Consider the following 21,475-nt stretch of genomic DNA (forward strand, 5'->3'; position numbering starts at 1 on the left):
TACCTCAAAACCTTACAATAACTAATATAGATAATAATTCAATTTACGCTTTAATTACAAATGTGTGCGGAGGTGAAAATGTAATTGATATCATTGCAGATTTTAACTGTATAGAAACAATAGAAGTTGAATTGTATCAACCAGAACTATTTGAATTAGAAATTGCATATAATGATGTAACTTGTCCTGAAGGCCAAGACGGCTCTATTGAAATCATTTTTAATGGAGGAACTGGAGAACCATCTTTTAATTGGACACTAAATAACACAACATATGCAACTACTGGAAATATTTCATCATTAAGTAGTGGAGAATACTACCTAAATATTACTGACCAAAATGAATGTATTTTTGATGCCATTGTTGACATTGAAGAACCACCACTATTTGATATTTCATGGGAAATTAATTCACCTGCATGTTCAAGCGAAAATGGTACAGTTAACTTTAATGTAGTAGGTGGACATATGGGCAATTATCAATTTTCATATCAAAATCAAATTTATGAATTCACCCAAACAGAATCTATAGATTTACCAAGCGGTGAACATATATTTACCTTTATTGATTCGGAAGGATGTGAATCCAATGATATAGTTATTAATATGAATCCGGTCTCTGAAGACTGTTTATTAATACCAAGTTTATTTACTCCTAATGGTGATGGTTTAAATGACATATGGGAAATTGGTGGAATTGAAAATTACCCTAATGCAATTATACATATTTATAATCGGTGGGGTCAGGTTATATTTAAATCAACTAGTAATTACAAGGGAAATGAGTGGGACGGCACCTATAATGAAACTCCCCTACCCTTTGCAGTTTATTATTACACTATAGATCCTATTAATGAAAATGGTAAAACATATAATGGAGGGGTTACAATCAAATATTAATTTTATATGAAAAAATATATTCCAATATTAGCAATTATTATCTGTCTAAGTTCTCAGACAATAACCAAAGGACAAACACTGCCTATATATAGTCAATATATGTTTAATGAGTATTTAATTAATGCTGCTTACGGAGGGACATATGCCTTTACTCCAATTATTATGAATCACCGAAATCAATGGACTGGATTTGGTGATGTCGCACCTAAAACATCATCTTTATCTGCGCATACAGCAATAGGACAAAAAAGTTCATTAGGAGGACTTATGATTTATGATCAAACTGGACCAATTACTAATACACAAGTACAAATGAGCTATGGATATCATGTGCTAATGAATAAAGAAAGTAATCTAATATTATCTATGGCCTTAAGTGGCACATTAAATATGATGCAATTTATTTATCAAGAAGGCATGACATATTCAGAATTAACTAGCGGAATAATAGATAATTCTAATCAAAATAATGAGTCTTCTAGTGCTGCTGATATGAATTTTGATTTAGTATTACTTCATGAGTACTTTGATTTTGGACTAAGTATTCGAAACCTATTAGCAGCAGAGCCAACAAGCAATACTTATCAAAATGAAATTTTACGAACAAAATATATCTTACTTCATGGTACATTTTTAGGAGTTAATAGTACAGAAAAATCCATAGGAATTATTCCCTCATTTGTCTTAAGAAAAATGGGTATTTTTCAATATAATTCACTATTTGAGATTGACTTAAATGTGAAAATAATTTATAGAAATAAGATTTGGAGCGGATTATCATACAGAACTCATGAAAATACTATAAGCACATCCTTAGGAATCAATACTGCAAAAGCATTTTTTGGATATACTTATGATATTGGTACGTCGACAAATTTAAGTGGATATCATAATGGAAGTCATAATATTGCAATAGGATTTAAAATATTTGGACAAAATAAAAGATCTGTCAGACAACAAAATCCTTTGCAATTAAATATAAATAGTAATTGGGAGCGTGTCAGACTTTCCGACATGAGAAATAAATCAGGAAAATAATCGTTTAAAAATTATGAATTATATTTTTGACATTGATGGTACATTAACTCCAAGCAGGTTGCCAATTGACCCTAATTTTTCTAATTTTTTCACAAACTGGATAAAACAAAAAAATGTTTATTTAGTAACTGGATCAGATAAAGAAAAAACAATTGAACAGATTGGTCTCAATATATGGAAAAATGTTAACAAAGTATATCAAAGCTGTGGCAATCAAGTTTGGAAAAAAGGACAACTAATTGAGGAACGATCATTTTCTCTAAATAAAAAAATGAAAAATAAATTAACATTTTTTTTAAATAACAGCAGATGGTTAGAGAAATTCGGAAATCACTTTGAACAAAGAGTTGGTTTAGTGAACTTTTCGATTATTGGAAGAAATTGCTCACAAAAAAAAAGAGAGGAATACTATTTTTGGGATGCTCAAAGTAAAGAAAGAGAAATGATATGTAACCAAATAATGGAACACTTTCCAAATATTGAAGCAGCTATTGGTGGACAAATCAGTATAGACATATATGAAAAAGGGAAAAATAAAGCGCAAGTACTTGATGAAATAAGTGGAGAAGTATTTTTTTTTGGTGACAAAATGGATGAAGGTGGAAATGATTATCCTATTGCTAAAAGACTTATANTAGAAAAAAGACCCCATAAATTATTTAAGGTTTCTGATCCCTTANAAACATGGAATATATTAAAGANTCTTAACTAANTNNTAATTACAGATTTCACTGCATCAGCTGCAGATTGTAATGAAATAGCTGAAATAAATTTTAAACCACTACTATCTATAATNTCCTTTGCTTCTATTGAGTTTGTGCCTTGTAGCCTAACAATAATTGGAACCTTAATTGANCCTATGTTATTNTATGCATCAACTACTCCCTGAGCTACTCGGTCGCATCGAACAATACCGCCAAAAATATTAACTAAAATAGCATCTACATTTTTATCTTCTAAAATAATTCTAAAGGCTGACTCTACTCTTTTAGCATCTGCAGTCCCACCTACATCCAAAAAGTTTGCAGGGTTGCCTCCAGATAATTTAATTATATCCATAGTAGCCATAGCTAAACCCGCTCCATTAACAACACACCCAACATTACCGTCTAATTTAACATAGCTTAAACCAAGAGAACTAGCTTTTAGTTCTGCAGGATCTTCTTCCATTTCGTCTCTATAAGTTGCAATATCTTTATGTCTAAAGAGAGCATTTTCATCAATAGTTACTTTTGCATCAACAGCTATAATTTGATTATCCGAAGCTTTAATCACTGGATTTATCTCGAAAAGAGAAGAATCTGATTCAACATATGCAGTATATAAATTTTCAAGAAACACACACATATTATCAAAGGCAGTATCTCTCATATTCAAATTAGTTGCTATTTTTTTACATTGTTCTAAAGTTAAACCCTTTTCAGGATTAACCTGTTCTGTAAATATTTTGTCTGGATGGTCTTCAGCAACTTTTTCAATCTCCATTCCTCCCTCAGTGGAATACATAATCATATTTTGACTCGTACTTCGATTCAATAGTACTGATATATATAGTTCCTCAATTTCATTTTCACCAGGGCTATAAACATCTTCACAAATTAAAACCTTATTAACAATTTTACCCTGTTTTGATGTTTGAGGCGTGATTAAATTCATACCAAGAATATCATTTGCATATTGTTCTACTTCTTGCATATTTTTAGCTAATTTAATACCACCCCCCTTGCCTCTACCTCCAGCGTGGATTTGGGCTTTAATTATAAAACAAGGTGTATTTGTTAGATTGTAAATTTTCTTTGCACTTGAAATAGATTCCTCAACAGTATGCGCTAAATAACCCCGTTGAACTCTAACAGAATGTTTAGATAAAATTTCTTTTCCTTGATATTCATGTAAATTCATAATTTATATTTTTTTGAATGTCAAAAATAATCTAATGTTTAAAAAAATAAAAACAAATCATTTACTAAAATGAATTATCTTTGAAAACGTGAGATATTTTTTAGCTTATATTCTTTTAATTCCTTGTTTTTTGTTTTCTCAAAAACAAAAAAAGGAATTATTTGCAAAAAGAATTAACTCCAATGTTATAATTGATGGGAAATTAAATGAATTTTTTTGGTCTGACATTCCTTTTGCTAGAAATTTTCAGATGATTGAACCTATTAATGGAAAACTTGAAAGATCAACACAAAAAACAGAAGTCAAATTTGCGTATGATGATTATGCTATATATATAGGAGCAGAACTACATGATAAAAATGCAGGATATGATGACCCTAATATCACTGGAATCATGCAAGAGTTAGGTCCTAGAGATCAAGAAGGTAAAAGTACTGATGTATTTGGTCTGTTTATAAATCCATTTAATGATGGAATTAATGAATTTGCATTTCTTGTTACTGCTGCTGGTGTCCAAATTGACAAAAGAATTATATTAACGACTAATGGATATATAGAAGATAAAAATTGGGATGCTGTTTGGGAAAGTGCCGTATCAATTCATAAAGATGGATGGCGTGTAGAAATCAAGATTCCATACTCAGCTATTAGATTTCCAAATATTGACAAACAAGTTTGGGGTCTTAATATTTATAGGGAACTGCGAAGATTGAGAGAAGAATACTCATGGAACTTTATTGATACAAGACAAGGGAAAATTGGTAATCAAAATGGTCTACTCAAAGGAATTGAATATATTAAGCCCCCCATTAGATTGTCATTTAACCCATATGTTTCATCTGTATTAGTACAAGAACCTATTACATCACTAAATAAAAATTATCAATATAATTTTAATTATAGTGGTGGGGTTGATTTAAAATATGGTTTTTCAATTCCAACATTTTCTAGAAAAAATATTAATCTCACATTAGATATGATATTGTTACCAGAATTTCAACAAGTAGAATTTGACCCCTTAGTTCTTAATATATCCCCCTATGAAATAAGATATGACGAGAAGAGGAATTTCTTTACTGAGGGTATAGACTTATTCCAAAAAGGTAATTTATTTTACTCTAGAAGAATAGGCGGAACCCCAATTACTAACCCAATTCTTGGTGACAATGAAATTATTTCTAGATTACCTGAAAACACAAGATTATTTAATGGAACAAAAATTTCAGGCAGATCAGAGGATGGATGGGGAATTGGTTTATTTAATGCAATTACAAGAAATACATATGCCCAAATTCAAGATACGTTATTAAATATTGAAAAAGAGCAATTAATCGAGCCAATAACAAATTATAATATGTTGGTATTGGATAAAAGCTTTAATCAAAGTTCATTTATATCTTTTATTAATACTAATGTCTCTCGTAAAATCCCATTTAGAAATGCCAATGTTTCCGCATTGGTAGGGTCTATAACTAATAAAAAACAAACACATACATATGATGCAAATATTAAAGGAAGCATTGTTGGACAAGCAGATGAAAAAAATACAGGATTTTCGACTCTATTAAATATTCAAAAAATAAACGGGAAAATTAAATACAATATTCGCAACTATATAGAAAGTGATGAGTATGACATTAATGACATGGGCTTTCTATATCAGAACAATGAAATAAATAACGAAGCTAACATTTCATATAATATATTTTCTCAGGATGAAAAAATTGCAAAAAAACTAAATATTAAAAAAGGCAACGTTGCTTTTGGTGTGGAACACAAAACACTATATAGGCCATATTTATATAATTCATTTATTATAAAAGCATCTTCTTTTGTGCTCAATAATAATCATTTTTTCATGTCTCTAAAGTCTAGATTTTTTCTCGAGGAACATGATTATTTTGAATCTAGAATTATCAATCAAGTATTTATTAAACCCCCAGCAATTAAAACAAGTTTCTCAACTTCTAGTAATTTTAATAAACCCATATCACTAAATAATAATTTTTCATTCAAATGGAGATTTAACAACAATTATAATATTTGGAAAGATTATAAAAATGCATTATTCTACTATAGAATTAATCCTAGATTTCGAATAAGTAATCATATATTTTTAGAATATATTTTAGCAATTGAAATAGAGCAAAATCAAATTGGCTGGATTGAAGAAGAAGATTCTAATCCAATATTTAGTCGAAGAAATCAAAATACGTATACAAATAAACTTGTTCTTAATTACACCCTCAACCCTCAAACCTACATAAAGTTAATTGCTAGACACTATTGGTCTACAATTGAAAATTTCTCATTTTATAGTATTAATGAGAGTGGATTATTATATCACAATGACTATAATAAAAATGAAGATATTAATTTTAACACATGGAACCTTGATCTTAATTTTTCATGGCAATACAAACCAGGATCCTTGTTGTCGATTGTTTGGCAGAACCAACTTACAAGTATAACGGATCAAAAAAATAGTATTTTTACACAAAATATTAATGATTTTTTTAAAACACCTACGACAAATATAGTTTCATTTAAACTTACTTATTATATAGATTACATTGAATTAATTAAACCAAGAAATGATAAAAATTAATAATTTATATAAATCTTTTGAAAAGAAGCCAGTATTGATTGACGTCAGTATAGAAATTCTTAAAAATGAAATTGTAGCAATACAAGGACCATCAGGAGCAGGTAAAACAACATTGCTAAAATCAATTGGGTTATTAGATAGTATTGACTCAGGAACTATACTATTTGAAAATCAAGAAATTCATCTTTTTAATGAAATACAACAATCTAAATTTCGAAACAAAGAAATTGGCTTTGTATTTCAATTTCATAATTTACTTCCAGAATTTTCATCTCTAGAAAATATTTGCATACCATATTTAATCCATAATAATAATTTCAAACATGCAGAACAAAAAGCAAAGAAATTAATGGAATCATTAAATATTTTACATAAAAAAAACTCAAAACCTAACGAACTCTCAGGAGGGGAACAACAACGAGTTGCAATTGCACGAGCCTTAATTAATTCACCAAACCTAATACTTGCAGATGAACCTACAGGTAATTTAGACTCAGCTCAATCTGAGGAGATGTTTAAATTATTTAAAAAGATCTCAAATAAATACTGTACAACTTTTTTGATTATTACTCATAATAATAAGTTAGCAAAAATGTGTGATCGTATTATAAACATAAAAGATGGACAGATTATCAAATAAAAATTCTAATTTAATTTTAACAAAATAATACAAAAATGGAATTTACTAAGCCAACTATTTTTTACTACCTAATTCTGTTGGCTATCCCAATTATTATTCATCTATTTAATTTCAGAAAACATAAAAAAATATTTTTCAGTAATAATTATTTTTTAAAACAAATTCAAACAAAAAGTCAATCAAAAAATAAAATTAAAAAATGGTTATTATTGCTTAATAGAATGGCAATTGTTTGCATGATAATCACTGCATTTTCTCTACCATTTTTAAAGCAAAATAGTAATCCACACGAAACAAAAAAGGTTGGACTATATGTCGACAACTCATTTAGCATGAATAAGGTAGATGAAAATAACAACAGTTTACTTGATTATGCTAAGAATAATGCCAAAAAAATAATTAATAATCTTATAGAGTCACAACAAGTACTAATTATTACAAATGATTTTGAAAAAAAACATCAAAAATGGTATTCAGCAAAAGAAGCACTTTCTCTGATTGATTCAATTAGTATTTCAGGAAATCCTAATAAATTAAATACTGTCATAAATAAATATGACCAAAATCTAGACTCTAGATTTAGCAACGAACTTTATTTATTATCCGATTTCCAGAAAAAAAAACAAATTCAAGCACCTGATTCCTTAAAAAATTTAACAATTAAAATTGGGTTACTTCAAAGCAACTTTAACGACTCAAATATCAGTATAGACTCTTGTTACTTCTCAACGCCATTTAGAAAAAATAATGAAATTGAAAACTTAAATGTAATATTTACAAATCATGGGAATGAAAATTTAATTACCAACGCACAATTATTCATTAATAAACAAAAAAAATCTACTCATAGTATTGATCTACCAGCAAAATCATCAATTACAAAAACCATCAACTATGTTAACCCTATAGATCAAAATAATATTCGTGGAAAAATTGTCATTGATGATCCCGTTATTCAATTTGATAATCAAATGTTCTTTTCATATTCTACAAATAATCAAATTCCTGTCCTAGCAATATTTGATGATAATATATCAAACTACTTAACCAATCTATTTTCTGACTCAATATTTAATTTTCAAAGCTATAATATCAATCAGATTGAATATAATTTACTTAATAATTTTAACTTAATAATTCTAGATGAATTAACAAATATCCCCTCTAGCTTAGCTTCAAGGCTACAACAATACATCAGTAATAAAAAAGCTATCTTCATTTTTCCTAATCAAAAAATTGATAAAAAATCCTATAATGATTTTTTTAAAAAAATAAATACTGATTTTCTTGACAAGTGGATTGAAAAAGAAAGATTAGTAGAGATAATTAATTATAATCATCCTCTTTTTCAATCAGTTTTTTNAAAAAATTCAAAAAATATTAACCTTCCAAAAATTCAAGGTTCATATTTAATGANAAAAAATAATTCCTCTCAAAAAAGAAGTATTCTGAATTTTAAAAAAGATTCACCTTTTCTTTCAGAGTATATATATAAATCAGGAAGAATCTTTCTGGNTGCAAGTGATTTGTCAAGCTACAATTCTAATTTCCCAGAACATGCATTATTTGTTCCTTGTTTGTATAATGCGTCAATAATAAATAATGAAAAAAATATATACAATACTATTAAAAATGAAAATATCATCGAAACTAATACTGTTAATACAAACAACACAATTAGACTAGAAAAAAATATGGAAATTGATTTGATTGGTAATATCATTAGCCCTAATCTTGTTCTTTTTTCTAATAAAATTAACACAGATGGATATTATAAATTAATAATTAATGATACAACCTACAAAACAATATCTTTTAATTACAATAGAAATGAAAGCACAACTAATTATTTTAATAAAAAAGAAATTAAAGAAACTTTCAAAGACCAATCTGTAGAATTCCTGAAAATGAAAAATAATCTCGTTCCTTTTAAGGACTTAGATAATAACAAAAAAAATACTACAAGTTTATTTTTTATAATATTAGCTATTATATTTTTAATAATTGAATTAATTTTGCTGAGGATATGGAAAATCTAAAACATATTGTNATTCGAAATGCAATTATTATTGATAAAAATTCCCCATATCATAAAAAGAAAAAAGATATTCTAATTGAAGATGGGGTCATTAAAAAAATTGATACTAAAATTTCNATTCAGAGCCCTTTTTTTGAGACAAAAATCAATAACTTACATATTTCTCCNGGCTGGTTCGATTTACACACAAGACTTGGTGAACCAGGTTACGAACAAAGAGAAACAATTGAAAGTGGGTTAAATGAAGCGGCAAAAGGTGGATTTACCGGAGTTTTAGTCATGCCTAGTACTAATCCGCCTATTCAAAGAAAAGCAGATATTCACTTCTTAACTAGAAAAGCACAAAATAATATAGTTGAACTATTTTCTTCAGNTTGTATTACAAAAGATTGCGCTCAACAAGAGATTACTGAAATGTTTGACATGCATAATAATGGAGCTCTTGCCTTTACTGATGATAAGAAAACTATTCAAAACTCTATGCTTATGAATATAGCATTAGAATATGTTAAAAATTTTGATGGGCTTATTATGACTACAAGTTCTGATATATACTTATCCAAAAATGGCCAAATCAATGAAAGTGAAATTAGCACACAAATGGGACTAAATCCAATACCTGAATTATCAGAAGATATAATGATTGATCGTGATTTAAATATTTTAAAATATACTCAGTCAAGACTACATCTTTCAACAATATCTAGCTATGAAGCAGTAAATAAAATTAAAAATGCAAAAAGAAGTAACCTAAATATCTCTTCTGATATAGCTGCATATAACCTACTGCTTACAGATTCATGGATTGATAATTTTGATTCTAATTTAAAAGTATTTCCACCATTAAGGAGCGAGAAAACTAGAAAAAAATTAATCAGTGGAATTCTTGACGGGACTATAGATGCAGTCTCATCTGATCATTCACCTATTGAAATTGAAAATAAACGATGTGAATTTGAAAGAGCAAAATTTGGTATCATCGGACTAGGTACAGTCTTTCCAATTTTAAATACTGTACTACACGACCAATTAGATTTATCTAAAATTGTTGAATTAATTTGTCATAATCCCCGAAAAATCCTTAAAACAAAGATACCTAAGATACAAGAAGGACAAGAAGCCAATATGACATTATTTGATCCAAAAAAAGAGTGGACTTATCATGATGATCATATTCATTCATTATCTAGCAACACACCATTAATTAATTATAAGTTTAAAGGCGAAGTATTAGGAATAATTAATCAAAAAAAAATACACCTAAATCATTAAAAAAGCATATATAACTCCCAGCCAAAACCCACCTGACTAATTTCTGAGATTGGAGTAAATAATTCAATAATATTATTTACAAATATGTTAGTATAATATCTATTGGCCCATTTTTTATTTAACGAAATAGAAAGATTAGCAAAGTTGTACTTGTTAATAGAATAGCTTGGTATAAATTTAAATTTTTGGTTAGGAAAAAATTTTAAATATGAAATTTTTGCAGAGCAAAACACAGACTTATATAATTTCTGAATACTGAAGTTAAAATTAATTTGATTTTCATTTACAAAATCATAAGTTAAACCTAAATTAGTGCTATACGGCATTAATCTAACTTTATTAGTATAATGGCTTTCTGTACTGAAAATATTTATTATCGTGTCTTGAAGATTCTCAAATTCTGTTGATAATACCTGGTCAAGTGAATAATCAATTCCATCAAAGTAAAAGGTGCCTTGAGATTTATTATTTTGCTCATTCCACAAAATTATTCCTAAATCATTTATATTGGCATACATACTAATTCTACTAGTATATTCATATTCTGCATATAAATCAACAGCAACACCTAAATTAGATAGTGTTTTATGATCGTGATTTATATCAAAAGAAAAATTTGAAATTAATTCAATATCAAAAGGATTTTGTTCTGAGTTAAAATTCTCGTCTAATAAAAATTGAGTACCACCTAGATCAAGATTCATAGAACCAAGACCTTTAATAAATTTAATCTTAGAATTAAGATATAAACTCTCATTTATTAGACTAGAATATCCAAAATAAAAAGACAAATAATTTAATGCACTTATATAATTTTTATCATCTAAAGTGAGATTTTGATTTAAATATTGATAATTACCATTTATAAGTAGTGACATCAGTTTATGAGAGAACATACAATCAACAAATAAACGATGATCTATTCCAAAAGAATAAATTTGATTACTACGTTTATATGTGTAGTATAATAGAGTATTTTTCATATCCATCAAATGTTGTGAAGCAATTTCAATATTATTGGCATATTGATCAAAATTAATACCTATAATATTTTGATTTGAAAAGATAAAAGACTTGAAACCGGGGTCAGAATTTATATTAAACTTAATTCCTATAAATGGGAATTCGACTAAATTTACAAATGATGTATCAGTTAATAAAGAATATTCTTTTAATGATTGACTAGTAACATAAGTACCAAGTATTGTTTGAGCAGATGTTTTACTTAAAAACAAACAAACAAATAAAAAACCAAATAAAATACTCCTACTTTTCATTTTTAATTTATGTTGATTTCTGTTTCCAAGCCAACCTTAAATAAACATTCATAATCAGAATAAATTTTCACATACTGATCTTTATTTTGAAAGCCATAACTACTGAGTGTTACATCAATAATTATTTTATTAGAGCCGAGTAAGTTATTTATTTCTGTATCTGATAAAGATAAAAAACCTGATGAAAGAACTGTTGAAACAACTTCTCCAAATTCATCAACAATAGCTGGATTAATAATATTATTAAAGCTATTATTAATATCTGTAAACTCAAGTGTGTCCAAATTGACTCCTGGATTTAATGAATCATGTAAAACTAAATTAAATTCTGTACCTAGTGGGAAGCCATTAACTAGATTATAATGTAGAAGCACTCTATTAATCTGTGACAAGTCGTAATTAATGCCATCAAAAACAATAGTGTCTTTTAAACTTAAATTAGCAGCATTTACACTTAATGGAAAATCAATATCAACACCTAGAAGTAAAGATTCTGAACTAGATATATCAGTGGAAGTAAAACTAAGACTAGCATAAGCTTCGTATGCAAGTAATTGAGGGGGTAATGCAATAATATCACCGATTTCATCTCTATAATATGTAATCGAACTTTCACTATTTGGTTGAATATCTAAATCAACTGTCAAACTCTCCTCTATACCATCCTGAGAATATGCAAATAAGTCACCATCAATACTGCCAGATAATCCATATGGGTTTTTAACCTTTAGAGTAAACTGTGGGTCCTCTAGAATAAGACCACTGTCAAAATCTTCAAATAATGCTAAATCAACATCGACTGTATCTCCACCTAAAGGAAGTGTGATATTATCGAAACCAACATCATTTATACTAAACGATACGTCAAAACCAGTTGCGGGAGTTAGTTGCACCATGTCTGCACCAACATTTTCAATTTGTAAAGTTTCTATTAAAAGAGTTATACTATTACTAGACTCAATAACAAGATCAGATAAATCAATACTAGAAGTATAGACTTCTCCAGGATTCAGTTCAAATATATCAACTTGCCATTCAATTTCTGGGGCTGGCATTATTTTGATTTCAACTGTTTCTATTGTAACAGGTAAATTATTTGTTATTGAAATTTCTAATTGACCAGAATTAAATACTGCATCACTAAACTCATCAAATTGAAAATCAAAGGGTTCCAAAATATCAGCATTAAATAAATTAAAGACGACACCTGGTATTTCTTGTGAATCTGGAAAAGGGACTTCAAGACCTGACGCATTTATTAATGCAGCAACTGTTGGATTACTTTGAGCATTTATAACAAGTTCTTCTAGCAAAATCAATGTATCAATATTAAGACCAGTAATATCTTGTATTAGGCTGGAAGGTAGAACATATATACTATCACTACGAAATGCTAAGTGTATTAAATTATTTTGATCATACTCTGTAGTACCTCTTTCAGGGATTAAATCCGCAATTGTAATAGTTGCATTAATAATAGGAGAAATCAATTCAGGAGACCAATCATTTAGTTCTAACTGATATTTTTTACATGAATAAAAACTTATCAAAAAACAAAAAACTATTATAATAAAATGTGATAGCCTACGCATAGGTTAAATAAAATTAATATCTTAACAAAGATGCAATAATTTAATTACAAATTATATTAATAAAATGATATCATTAGAAAAAACTCTTAATTCAAAAAAATTGTTTCTAATTGCTGGTCCTTGTGTTATTGAAAATGAAAAAATAACGTTTGAAATTGCCAACGAGATAAAACAAATTACTTCTGAACTAGATATTCCATTTATATTTAAAGCTTCATATAAGAAGGCTAACCGTTCTAAAATAAATTCATTTACAGGACCTGGAATAGAAGAGGGTTTAAAAATCCTTCAAAATATAAAAACTCAATTATCAGTACCAATTACTAGCGATGTACACAGTATAGGGGACATAATGAAAGCATCAAGTATTCTGGATATAATACAAATTCCTGCATTTTTATGTAGACAAACAGATTTGTTAATTACTGCTGCAAAAACCAATAAATATGTCAATGTTAAAAAAGGACCATTTCTTTCTGGAGAATCATGTAAATTTATTGTAGACAAAATCACCACTTTAAATAATAAAAAAATCATTTTAACTGAGAGGGGGAATTCATTTGGATATGAAAATTTAATTGTAGACATGAGAAATATTCCAATACTAAAAATGAATAATTGTCCGGTTGTAATTGATGCAACTCATGCCAACCAAAAACCGAATCAAACAAAAGGGGTTTCTGGAGGAACTCCTCAATTTATTGACACAATTGCATCTGCTGCAATAGCTGCAGGTGCAGATGGAATATTTATTGAAACACATCCTAATCCTAAAGAAGCTCTTTCTGATGGTTCTAACATGCTAAAGACTGATCAATTAAAATCTCTTTTAACAAAACTAATTGCAATTAAAAAAGCTATAAGCTTTTAACTACAAATAATTTCTAAATTATCAAAAGCTAAATAAACATTCTTTGGCAATTCTTTATTAACATGACTATGTAGTCCCATACCATGACCAATATGAGTTAAATAAGCCTTTTGAGGTTTTACTTCATCTATTAAATTTAATGACTCGTCTAAATTATAATGCGAAATATGCTTATCTTTTTGTAAGGAATTAATTATTAACACTTTTATCCCAAATAATTTTTCTTTTTCTCTTTCCTCGATGTAATTTGCATCTGTTATATAAGCTAAGTCTCCAATTCTATAACCAAAAACTGGTAACTTATAATGCATTACTCTAATTGGAGTTACCAAAATTTTCGAAACTAGAAAAGAACTATTTTTAATTACATTTAATTTAAACTTAGGCTTTCCAGGATAATCTTTAGTACCGAATAAATAGTGAAAATCTGATTTAATTTGATCAAAAACAAACTTCTCTGCAAATAAGGAAATTGGTTTTTTATTTTTATAGTATATAGGACGTAAATCATCTATACCCGCTGTATGATCTCTATGTTGATGAGTAAATAAAATAGCATCAACCGATTTACAATTAATTCTTAACATTTGATAGCGAAAGTCAGGACCAATATCAATTAAAATATTAAAACTATCAATTGAAATTAAAATAGAACTTCGCAACCTACTGTCCTTTGTATTATTTGACTTGCATACTTGACAAGTACATCCGAGCATCGGTACACCTTGAGAAGTTCCTGTTCCTAAAAATTTTACTTTAATTTGCATATAATAAATGAGATTTTTTTATTCTTTTTACACAAACTAACATAAATTTGTAATAATTAAACTTTTTTACATGGAAAATGTAATACTAAGTGCAGCACAAAAAGCATTAAATATAAATCTTGATGAGCATATTTATGGCACATTTTCTGAAATAGGTGCTGGACAAGAAGTTGTTAGGCATTTTTTTAGATCTGGTGGTGCATCTGGAACAATTGCAAAAGCAATGTCTGCATATGATATGGATGTCAGTGATGCTATTTATGGCAAAGAACAGTCTGGAAGATATGTTTGTAAATCAAGATTAAAAACAATGATTGATCGCGAATATCTTTTACTTAAAGAACGATTAGATAGAAAAAAACATCCTCACAAATCTTTCTTTTCATTTGCAAATACAATAACTACAACTAAATATGATGACCAACAACCCGGTCACGGTTGGATGGGAGTAAGATTTCAACTAAATGCAAATGAAAATCCAAATGATGTTATTATTCATATTCGACTACACGAGCATGAAGCAAGACAACAACAAGAAACAGTCGGAATCTTGGGTGTAAATCTAATGTATGCTTGCTTTTATTGTCATAATTCGCCAGAAAAATTTATTCAAAGTTTATATGACAATTTAACTCGGAAACAAGTAGAAATTGACATGGTACAAATGAACGGGGAAAATTTCAAAAATATCGATAATCGTCTTCTTAGTTTACTACTTGTGAAAAACAAAATGACAGAGGCTGTTATATTTGGTCCTGATGGCAACAATATGCAGCCCTCTGATGTACTATATAAGAAAAATATATTGACTCTGAGAGGCAGTTTTAGACCTGTCACAAAAGTCAATATTGACATGATTAAAAATGGATTTAATAAATTTGTTAAAGAAAATAAAGTTACAGAAGAAAATCTCCAAGTTTTATTTGAAATAACATTAAACAATTTAAAAGCTGAAGGTGGTATTAACGAAAAAGATTTTTTAGATCGTGTAGATGTTTTATGCTCAATAGGACAAACTGTTATGATTTCCAACTACCAACGGTATTATAAATTATTAGATTATTTTGGACGCTTCACTGATGAAAGACTAGGTGTGATTTTAGGAGTACCTAACTTAAAAGAAATTTTTGACGCAAAATTTTACAGACATTTAAATGGAGGTATATTAGAGGGAATAGGAAAAATGTTTAATCGAGATATTAAAGTATATGTTTATCCTTATAAGCCCGAAGAGCAAAGCGAACTACAAACAAGTGAAAACTTATCTATCCAACCGCGTATTAAACCACTATATGATTTCTTTGTATTTAATAAACGAATTATTGACCTAAAGGACTATAATAAAGATTATTTAAATATCTTTTCAAGACATATACTGAAAATGATTAGACAAGATAAAAAAGGATGGGAAAAAATGGTGCCAACATATGTTGACAATATAATAAAAGAAAATAATTTATTTGGCTACGATAATTGTAAATACAATACCGGAAAAGACAAGCCTATTAAGGCAATCAAGAAATAAATACCCAAATTAACAGCACCTATATAATCATTAGCTAATCTCTGGCCTAAAAACAAACTACACAATGTAATTAGAGTAAACCAAATAGCAACAAAATAATAATCTAAACCTAAAACAATAAAACCTGAATCAGGACCTACATTAATCAACATAAATAAAACTAGCACAAACAAAGCACCGGTAATACATTCTAATAATGTAATAAGGATTAATAATAATTTAACTTGTTTACTGAAAAAATTTTTCTTGAAATGATCTTTAAAGTAATTTAAATTTCCTGAAAATGATATAATTTTATCAATACCTGACTGTAAAAAAAGAATAGAAAAAAAAAGAGAAATGAAAAACAAAAAAAACCACTCATTAATATATTCTCCTAAATTCCCTAGAGCAAAAATTAAAAAGTAATTTAGATTGATCATATCTACAAATATAGCGTTTTCAACAATGTTGAAAAAATAATTGTTTTTATTTATCTAAAGAACTAAAAAATCATGATATTAGATATTAATAATTAAGATATTAATAAATGGGGAAAATCATATCTATTGTAAATCAAAAAGGAGGGGTTGGAAAAACTACAACTGCGGTAAATCTGGCAGCTAGCTTAGGAGTTTTAGAAAAAAAAATTCTTTTAATTGATGCGGACCCACAAGCAAATGCAACATCTGCAATTGGTATTGATATAACTACAAAAGAAGATCGAAAATCTATCTATGAAGTTATTGAAAACACCGTTCAAATAAAAAATACAATCATAAAAACTGACTCACCTAATTTATATATTATTCCATCGAATATTGATTTAGTTGGCGCGGAGATTGAATTAGTCAATCATCCAGAAAGAGAATATATGCTAAAGAAACAATTAAAATTAATACAAAATGATTATGATTTTATTATAATAGATTGTCCCCCATCGCTTGGATTAATAACAGTCAATTGTCTTAGCACATCAGACTCACTAATTATTCCTATTCAATGTGAATACTTTGCGCTTGAAGGACTAGGTAAATTAATGAATACTATTCGACAAATACAAAACCTACATAATCCAGATCTATCAATTGATGGTTTATTGCTAACAATGTATGATTCTCGACTAAGATTATCCAATAATGTAATCGAAGAAGTAAAAATGCATTTTGGAGAAATAGTATTTGATACTATTATACAAAGAAATGTAAGACTAAGTGAAGCAACAGGTTATGGAACTAGCATAATCAAATATGATGCAAATTGTAGAGGTGCAATAAATTACCTAAACCTAGCAAAAGAATTTATTAATAAACACTCATTAACTCTAGACACCAAACATGAATAATAAAAATCGACTTGGAAGAGGACTGGCTTCAATTTTTAATAATCAAAAAGACATAAGTACTACCAAAAAAATTAATATTGACTTAATTGAAAAAAATCCTTTTCAACCACGAACCAATTTTACTAAAATAGAAATTACTGAACTAGCTAATTCGATTAAAACATATGGTCTTATACAGCCTATTACCGTTAGACAAAATACACACAATAAATTTGAACTTATTTCTGGGGAAAGAAGATTAAGAGCAGCAAAATTAATTGGTTTAAAAGAAATCCCAGTTTTTATCAAAAATATTCAGAACAAGAATATGCTCGCTGTTGCACTTGTAGAAAATATACAACGTCAAAATCTAGACCCTATGGATATTGCATTAAGTCTAGAGCAATTGATAAAAAACTATAACTTAACCCATGATACATTAGGTAAGCGAATTGGTAAAAGCAGATCAACAATAAGTAATTATTTAAGATTATTAAAATTGGATCCGATTATTCAAGCTGGTGTGAGAGATAAAATGATCACTATGGGTCATGCAAAAGCAATTATGAATATTGAAAATCAAACTATACAGCTAGAAATCTATCAAACAATCATAAAAGATAATTTATCGGTAAGGGATGCTGAAAAAATCGTTAAAAACAATAAATTAACTGTTTCCAAAACACGTTTAACTGATGATAATTTATCAATTCATTATAAAAAGATTGAAAATAATCTATCAGATTTTTTTAATGAGGAAATTAAACTGAAAATTCTTAAAAACGGAAATGGAAAAATTGAAATACCTTTTAAATCAGAAAAAAAATTAGATGAAATTATTCAACTACTCTACTCTTCTTAAAGTTATTTTTTTGACCATAATCATTGTAAACAATCAATTAAGCATTGCGCAAAATGATTTAAATTTAGAAATAGAAAATAACTTCAAAAAAGCCACTCTACTATCTGCGGCTTGCCCTGGTTTAGGGCAAATTTATAACAAAAAAATATGGAAAGTACCAATTATATATACTGCTATGGGTGTAACTGCATATTTAATGAATAAACACAATAAAAATTATAAAAATTATAGAACCGCCTATTTAAATAGAATAGATAGTGATATAAATACAACTGATAATTTTGATAATTATAGCGATAATAATTTATTGACATTGAAAGATTACCATCAAAATTCACGTGATTTATCAGCACTATTGTTTTTACTATTATATGTACTAAATATTGTAGACGCTTCAGTTGACGCACATTTAACTAACTACAATATAAATAACAATTTATCACTATATTTAAACAGTATTGATTCAGAATCAAAATTAAATGGTTTAAATATTTCTGTTGCATATAAATTTTAAAATATGGTAATTGGCATTATTGGATATGGAAAAATGGGTAAAAAAATTGAAGAAATTTCAGTAGATTGGGGACATACTGTTGGAATGAAAATTAATAGTAAAAACCCTACGGACTTAAATAAAAGTTCTATTTCTGAAATTGATGTCGCAATTGAATTTTCACAACCGCAACATGCATTTAAAAATATTTCTCTTTGTCTTGAAAATAATGTTCCAGTAGTATCAGGAACTACTGGATGGCTGAATCACATGAAACAAATTCAATTATTTTGCAAAAAAAATAATGGAACTTTCTTTTATGCTGAAAACTTCAGTATAGGAGTAAATATTCTTCTAAAAACAACTGAACTATTAACACAATTAACAAAATCTAGAAATTATAAAATTGAATTAACAGAGACCCATCATAAATCTAAAAAAGATGCTCCAAGTGGGACGGCGTTAATGATTCAAAATATGACAAACAACTTAAATAATAAGCAAAAAACACCTATCGTATCTAAAAGAATCGGAAATGTAATCGGAGAACATAATCTAGAGTATTTATCTAAAGAAGATACAATTTCATTAAAACACACAGCACATAATAGAGACGGTTTTGCGAAAGGAGCTATATTAGCTGCAGAATACATAAGAGATAAAACTGGAGTATTTACAATGCAAGATTTAATTAATAAATTATAATTTATGTTTTTTATTTCCTTAATAATATATATTGTAATCATTTACCTAATTTATTTCAAGGACCATCAATTCAAAAATATTGCTATTGGTCTTGCTATACTTACTAGTCTATTTAGTTTTTTTATTTCTATACAACAAGTAAAACAATTTTTAATATTTTTAGTGATAATATATATAGGTTCAATATTCTTAAAATTAGGAGGCTTATTCTTATGGCGAATTGTTAAATCATTAGAATACCGTAAAAAATTTATTAGCTGTTTTGCATACATCACATTATATGTAATTGCATTATGGATCACAGTATCTGCAACTAATGCAAACTGGTTAAATTGGTTTTATTTTATAGTTTTTTTTATAATAGATTACTATTACTTTCAGTTTATTAATTGGCCCTATACTGAAAAAAAGGATCGTAAGATTTCAAAAAATGATGAATGGGAAGAAGCAATTACTTTTGCCATTATTGCTGCTACAATTATTCATGTTTTCTTTATTCAACCCTTTACTATTCCTACCTCTTCAATGGAGAAGAGCATGCTTGTGGGCGATTTTTTATTAGTAAGCAAAATGCATTATGGAGCAAATATCCCAAACACTCCACTTTTTCTGCCTTTTATGCATCAAAAAATACCCGGGACTATCAATACCCCCTCTTATTCTAAGCTAATACAATTAGGATATAATAGACTACCTGGATTTCAAACTATTAAAAATAATGATATTGTAGTTTTTAATTTTCCAGTAGACACAATAAATGAGGAGATTCCATTTGATAAAAAAATGAATTATGTTAAAAGGTGTGTCGGAATAGCTGGAGACACTCTCAGTATTATAAATAAAGATGTTTATATAAATAGCGAAAAACAAGTCCTATCGAAAAATATACAAACACAATTCCAATACTGGATTCGTCCAAATAATACTAATCAACTTATCCAGCCAAGTGTGACAAAAAAATTAGAAAACTTATTAATTGAAAATGACATAGAATCTTATGGAAGTTATGTGTCAAATAAAAATTACGTGGAATTCATAAAAGTAGATCAAAAAAAGAAAAGAGAATACAAAAATAGATTTTTAAAAAGTACCGGTGAATTTATTGTTTTTATTACCAAAGAAGAAAAAAAGGTGCTAGAAAATAAACTCCAGAAATGGTTTGCTTTTTATGAAAAAGAAAATACAAAAAATCTATTTCCAAAAAGTCTAAATAATAGCTGGACATCTAATAACTACGGTCCAATATATATTCCCAAAAAGGGTGATACAATAAATTTAAATGAAGAAAATATTCACTTTTACCAAAAAATTATTGAAGATTATGAAAATAATTTATTTGAAATAAAACAAAATCAATTCTTTATTAATGGAGAATTGACAAATAAATATGAATTTAAAATGAATTATTATTGGATGATGGGAGATAACAGACATAATTCTGAAGATTCAAGGGTCTGGGGGTTTGTTCCAGAAAATCATGTAGTTGGCAAACCAATATTCACATGGTTAAGTCTCAATTATAATGCTCTCAATAAGAAAGGTATTAAATCTAAAATAGGTGTAATTAGATGGGAAAAGTTATTTACTACAATGAGGAATCCCACTAAATCTTATGCAATACATTTTTTAGTATTTATTTTAATAATTAAACTGATAAATCGATATCGGGCTAGAAAAAACTAA

19 protein-coding genes are annotated in these 21,475 nt (G+C 27.8%); 14 read left to right on the forward strand and 5 right to left on the reverse strand.

The genetic code is table 11. The annotated features are described in order from the left end of the window. From CBD51_001740 to CBD51_001750, 3 genes are all read left to right on the forward strand, one after another. On the forward strand, window positions 1-899 hold an 899-nt coding region (locus CBD51_001740), incomplete at its 5' end, for a gliding motility-associated C-terminal domain-containing protein (protein RPG59977.1). Window positions 900-905: 6 nt separating this feature from the next. Continuing rightward, window positions 906-1,937, forward strand: coding sequence for a type IX secretion system membrane protein PorP/SprF (locus CBD51_001745; GenBank protein ID RPG59978.1), 1,032 nt, complete (start codon window positions 906-908; stop codon window positions 1,935-1,937). 13 nt (window positions 1,938-1,950) lie between these two features. After that, window positions 1,951-2,649: a hypothetical protein gene (locus tag CBD51_001750; protein ID RPG59979.1), complete on the forward strand. Its 699-nt coding sequence runs from the start codon at window positions 1,951-1,953 to the stop codon at window positions 2,647-2,649. Here the strand turns inward: CBD51_001750 and CBD51_001755 are convergent. Then, window positions 2,646-3,839 (reverse strand): ADP-forming succinate--CoA ligase subunit beta, encoded by a 1,194-nt coding sequence (locus tag CBD51_001755; GenBank protein ID RPG59980.1) that lies wholly within the window; start codon window positions 3,837-3,839, stop codon window positions 2,646-2,648. The genes CBD51_001750 and CBD51_001755 overlap by 4 nt on opposite strands. Before the next feature lie 73 nt (window positions 3,840-3,912). Here CBD51_001755 and CBD51_001760 point away from each other — a divergent pair, with 73 nt between their 5' ends. The 4 genes from CBD51_001760 (at window position 3,913) to CBD51_001775 (ending at window position 10,397) form a co-directional block, all read left to right on the forward strand. Further along, window positions 3,913-6,447 carry a hypothetical protein gene (locus tag CBD51_001760; protein RPG59981.1) on the forward strand — a complete coding sequence of 845 codons (2,535 nt, stop codon included), beginning with the start codon at window positions 3,913-3,915 and terminating at the stop codon, window positions 6,445-6,447. Next, window positions 6,434-7,087, forward strand: coding sequence for an ABC transporter ATP-binding protein (locus tag CBD51_001765; protein RPG59982.1), 654 nt, complete (start codon window positions 6,434-6,436; stop codon window positions 7,085-7,087). The genes CBD51_001760 and CBD51_001765 overlap by 14 nt, the downstream gene beginning before the upstream one ends. A gap of 35 nt (window positions 7,088-7,122) precedes the next feature. Next, complete coding sequence (locus CBD51_001770; protein ID RPG59983.1) at window positions 7,123-9,126, forward strand: hypothetical protein; 2,004 nt, start codon at window positions 7,123-7,125, stop codon at window positions 9,124-9,126. Continuing rightward, window positions 9,114-10,397, forward strand: a complete 1,284-nt coding sequence (locus tag CBD51_001775) for a dihydroorotase (GenBank protein ID RPG59984.1) — start codon at window positions 9,114-9,116, stop codon at window positions 10,395-10,397. The genes CBD51_001770 and CBD51_001775 overlap by 13 nt, the downstream gene beginning before the upstream one ends. Here CBD51_001775 and CBD51_001780 read toward each other — a convergent pair. Then, complete coding sequence (locus CBD51_001780; protein RPG59985.1) at window positions 10,394-11,674, reverse strand: hypothetical protein; 1,281 nt, start codon at window positions 11,672-11,674, stop codon at window positions 10,394-10,396. The genes CBD51_001775 and CBD51_001780 overlap by 4 nt on opposite strands. Before the next feature lie 2 nt (window positions 11,675-11,676). Further along, the gene (locus CBD51_001785) at window positions 11,677-13,224 is read right to left on the reverse strand and encodes a hypothetical protein (protein RPG59986.1); all 1,548 of its coding nucleotides are present in this window, start codon (window positions 13,222-13,224) and stop codon (window positions 11,677-11,679) included. Between the two features lie 106 nt (window positions 13,225-13,330). On the opposite strand from CBD51_001785, the gene CBD51_001790 reads away from it, so the two are divergent. Beyond that, window positions 13,331-14,137 carry a 3-deoxy-8-phosphooctulonate synthase gene (locus CBD51_001790; GenBank protein ID RPG59987.1) on the forward strand — a complete coding sequence of 269 codons (807 nt, stop codon included), beginning with the start codon at window positions 13,331-13,333 and terminating at the stop codon, window positions 14,135-14,137. Here the strand turns inward: CBD51_001790 and CBD51_001795 are convergent. Continuing rightward, window positions 14,134-14,898 carry an MBL fold metallo-hydrolase gene (locus tag CBD51_001795; protein ID RPG60050.1) on the reverse strand — a complete coding sequence of 255 codons (765 nt, stop codon included), beginning with the start codon at window positions 14,896-14,898 and terminating at the stop codon, window positions 14,134-14,136. The genes CBD51_001790 and CBD51_001795 overlap by 4 nt on opposite strands. A 76-nt stretch (window positions 14,899-14,974) precedes the next feature. On the opposite strand from CBD51_001795, the gene CBD51_001800 reads away from it, so the two are divergent. Then, on the forward strand, window positions 14,975-16,429 hold the full coding sequence (locus CBD51_001800) for a TonB-dependent receptor (GenBank protein RPG59988.1): 1,455 nt from the start codon (window positions 14,975-14,977) through the stop codon (window positions 16,427-16,429). Here CBD51_001800 and CBD51_001805 read toward each other — a convergent pair. Next, window positions 16,369-16,851 (reverse strand): DoxX family protein, encoded by a 483-nt coding sequence (locus CBD51_001805; GenBank protein ID RPG59989.1) that lies wholly within the window; start codon window positions 16,849-16,851, stop codon window positions 16,369-16,371. The genes CBD51_001800 and CBD51_001805 overlap by 61 nt on opposite strands. A 107-nt stretch (window positions 16,852-16,958) precedes the next feature. On the opposite strand from CBD51_001805, the gene CBD51_001810 reads away from it, so the two are divergent. From CBD51_001810 to lepB, 5 genes are read left to right on the forward strand one after another with little or no spacing between them, the layout of a single operon-like run. Next, the gene (locus CBD51_001810; protein ID RPG59990.1) at window positions 16,959-17,753 is read left to right on the forward strand and encodes a ParA family protein; all 795 of its coding nucleotides are present in this window, start codon (window positions 16,959-16,961) and stop codon (window positions 17,751-17,753) included. Further along, window positions 17,746-18,594: a ParB/RepB/Spo0J family partition protein gene (locus tag CBD51_001815; GenBank protein RPG59991.1), complete on the forward strand. Its 849-nt coding sequence runs from the start codon at window positions 17,746-17,748 to the stop codon at window positions 18,592-18,594. Before CBD51_001810 ends, CBD51_001815 begins: the two co-directional genes overlap by 8 nt. Window positions 18,595-18,604: 10 nt before the next feature. Continuing rightward, window positions 18,605-19,108 carry a hypothetical protein gene (locus CBD51_001820; GenBank protein RPG59992.1) on the forward strand — a complete coding sequence of 168 codons (504 nt, stop codon included), beginning with the start codon at window positions 18,605-18,607 and terminating at the stop codon, window positions 19,106-19,108. Window positions 19,109-19,111: 3 nt separating this feature from the next. Next, a complete protein-coding gene (gene dapB, locus CBD51_001825) occupies window positions 19,112-19,792 on the forward strand; it encodes a 4-hydroxy-tetrahydrodipicolinate reductase (protein RPG59993.1) in 681 nt (226 codons plus the stop codon). A 3-nt stretch (window positions 19,793-19,795) separates the two neighbouring features. Next, window positions 19,796-21,475, forward strand: coding sequence for a signal peptidase I (gene lepB / locus CBD51_001830; protein RPG59994.1), 1,680 nt, complete (start codon window positions 19,796-19,798; stop codon window positions 21,473-21,475).

The sequence above is a fragment of the Flavobacteriales bacterium TMED191 genome (genome assembly GCA_002171975.2).
Lineage (GTDB): Bacteria > Bacteroidota > Bacteroidia > Flavobacteriales > TMED113.

What these genes read in the sequence shown, in the direction of transcription:
- CBD51_001800 (RPG59988.1), top strand. Translation starts at nt 14,975, where the DNA reads ATGGAAAATGTAATACTAAGTGCAGCACAAAAAGCATTAAATATAAAT.
- dapB (RPG59993.1), top strand. Translation starts at nt 19,112, where the DNA reads ATGGTAATTGGCATTATTGGATATGGAAAAATGGGTAAAAAAATTGAA.
- CBD51_001765 (RPG59982.1), top strand. Translation starts at nt 6,434, where the DNA reads ATGATAAAAATTAATAATTTATATAAATCTTTTGAAAAGAAGCCAGTA.
- CBD51_001805 (RPG59989.1), bottom strand. Translation starts at nt 16,851, where the DNA reads ATGATCAATCTAAATTACTTTTTAATTTTTGCTCTAGGGAATTTAGGA.
- lepB (RPG59994.1), top strand. Translation starts at nt 19,796, where the DNA reads ATGTTTTTTATTTCCTTAATAATATATATTGTAATCATTTACCTAATT.
- CBD51_001790 (RPG59987.1), top strand. Translation starts at nt 13,331, where the DNA reads ATGATATCATTAGAAAAAACTCTTAATTCAAAAAAATTGTTTCTAATT.
- CBD51_001780 (RPG59985.1), bottom strand. Translation starts at nt 11,674, where the DNA reads ATGAAAAGTAGGAGTATTTTATTTGGTTTTTTATTTGTTTGTTTGTTT.
- CBD51_001745 (RPG59978.1), top strand. Translation starts at nt 906, where the DNA reads ATGAAAAAATATATTCCAATATTAGCAATTATTATCTGTCTAAGTTCT.
- CBD51_001815 (RPG59991.1), top strand. Translation starts at nt 17,746, where the DNA reads ATGAATAATAAAAATCGACTTGGAAGAGGACTGGCTTCAATTTTTAAT.
- CBD51_001810 (RPG59990.1), top strand. Translation starts at nt 16,959, where the DNA reads ATGGGGAAAATCATATCTATTGTAAATCAAAAAGGAGGGGTTGGAAAA.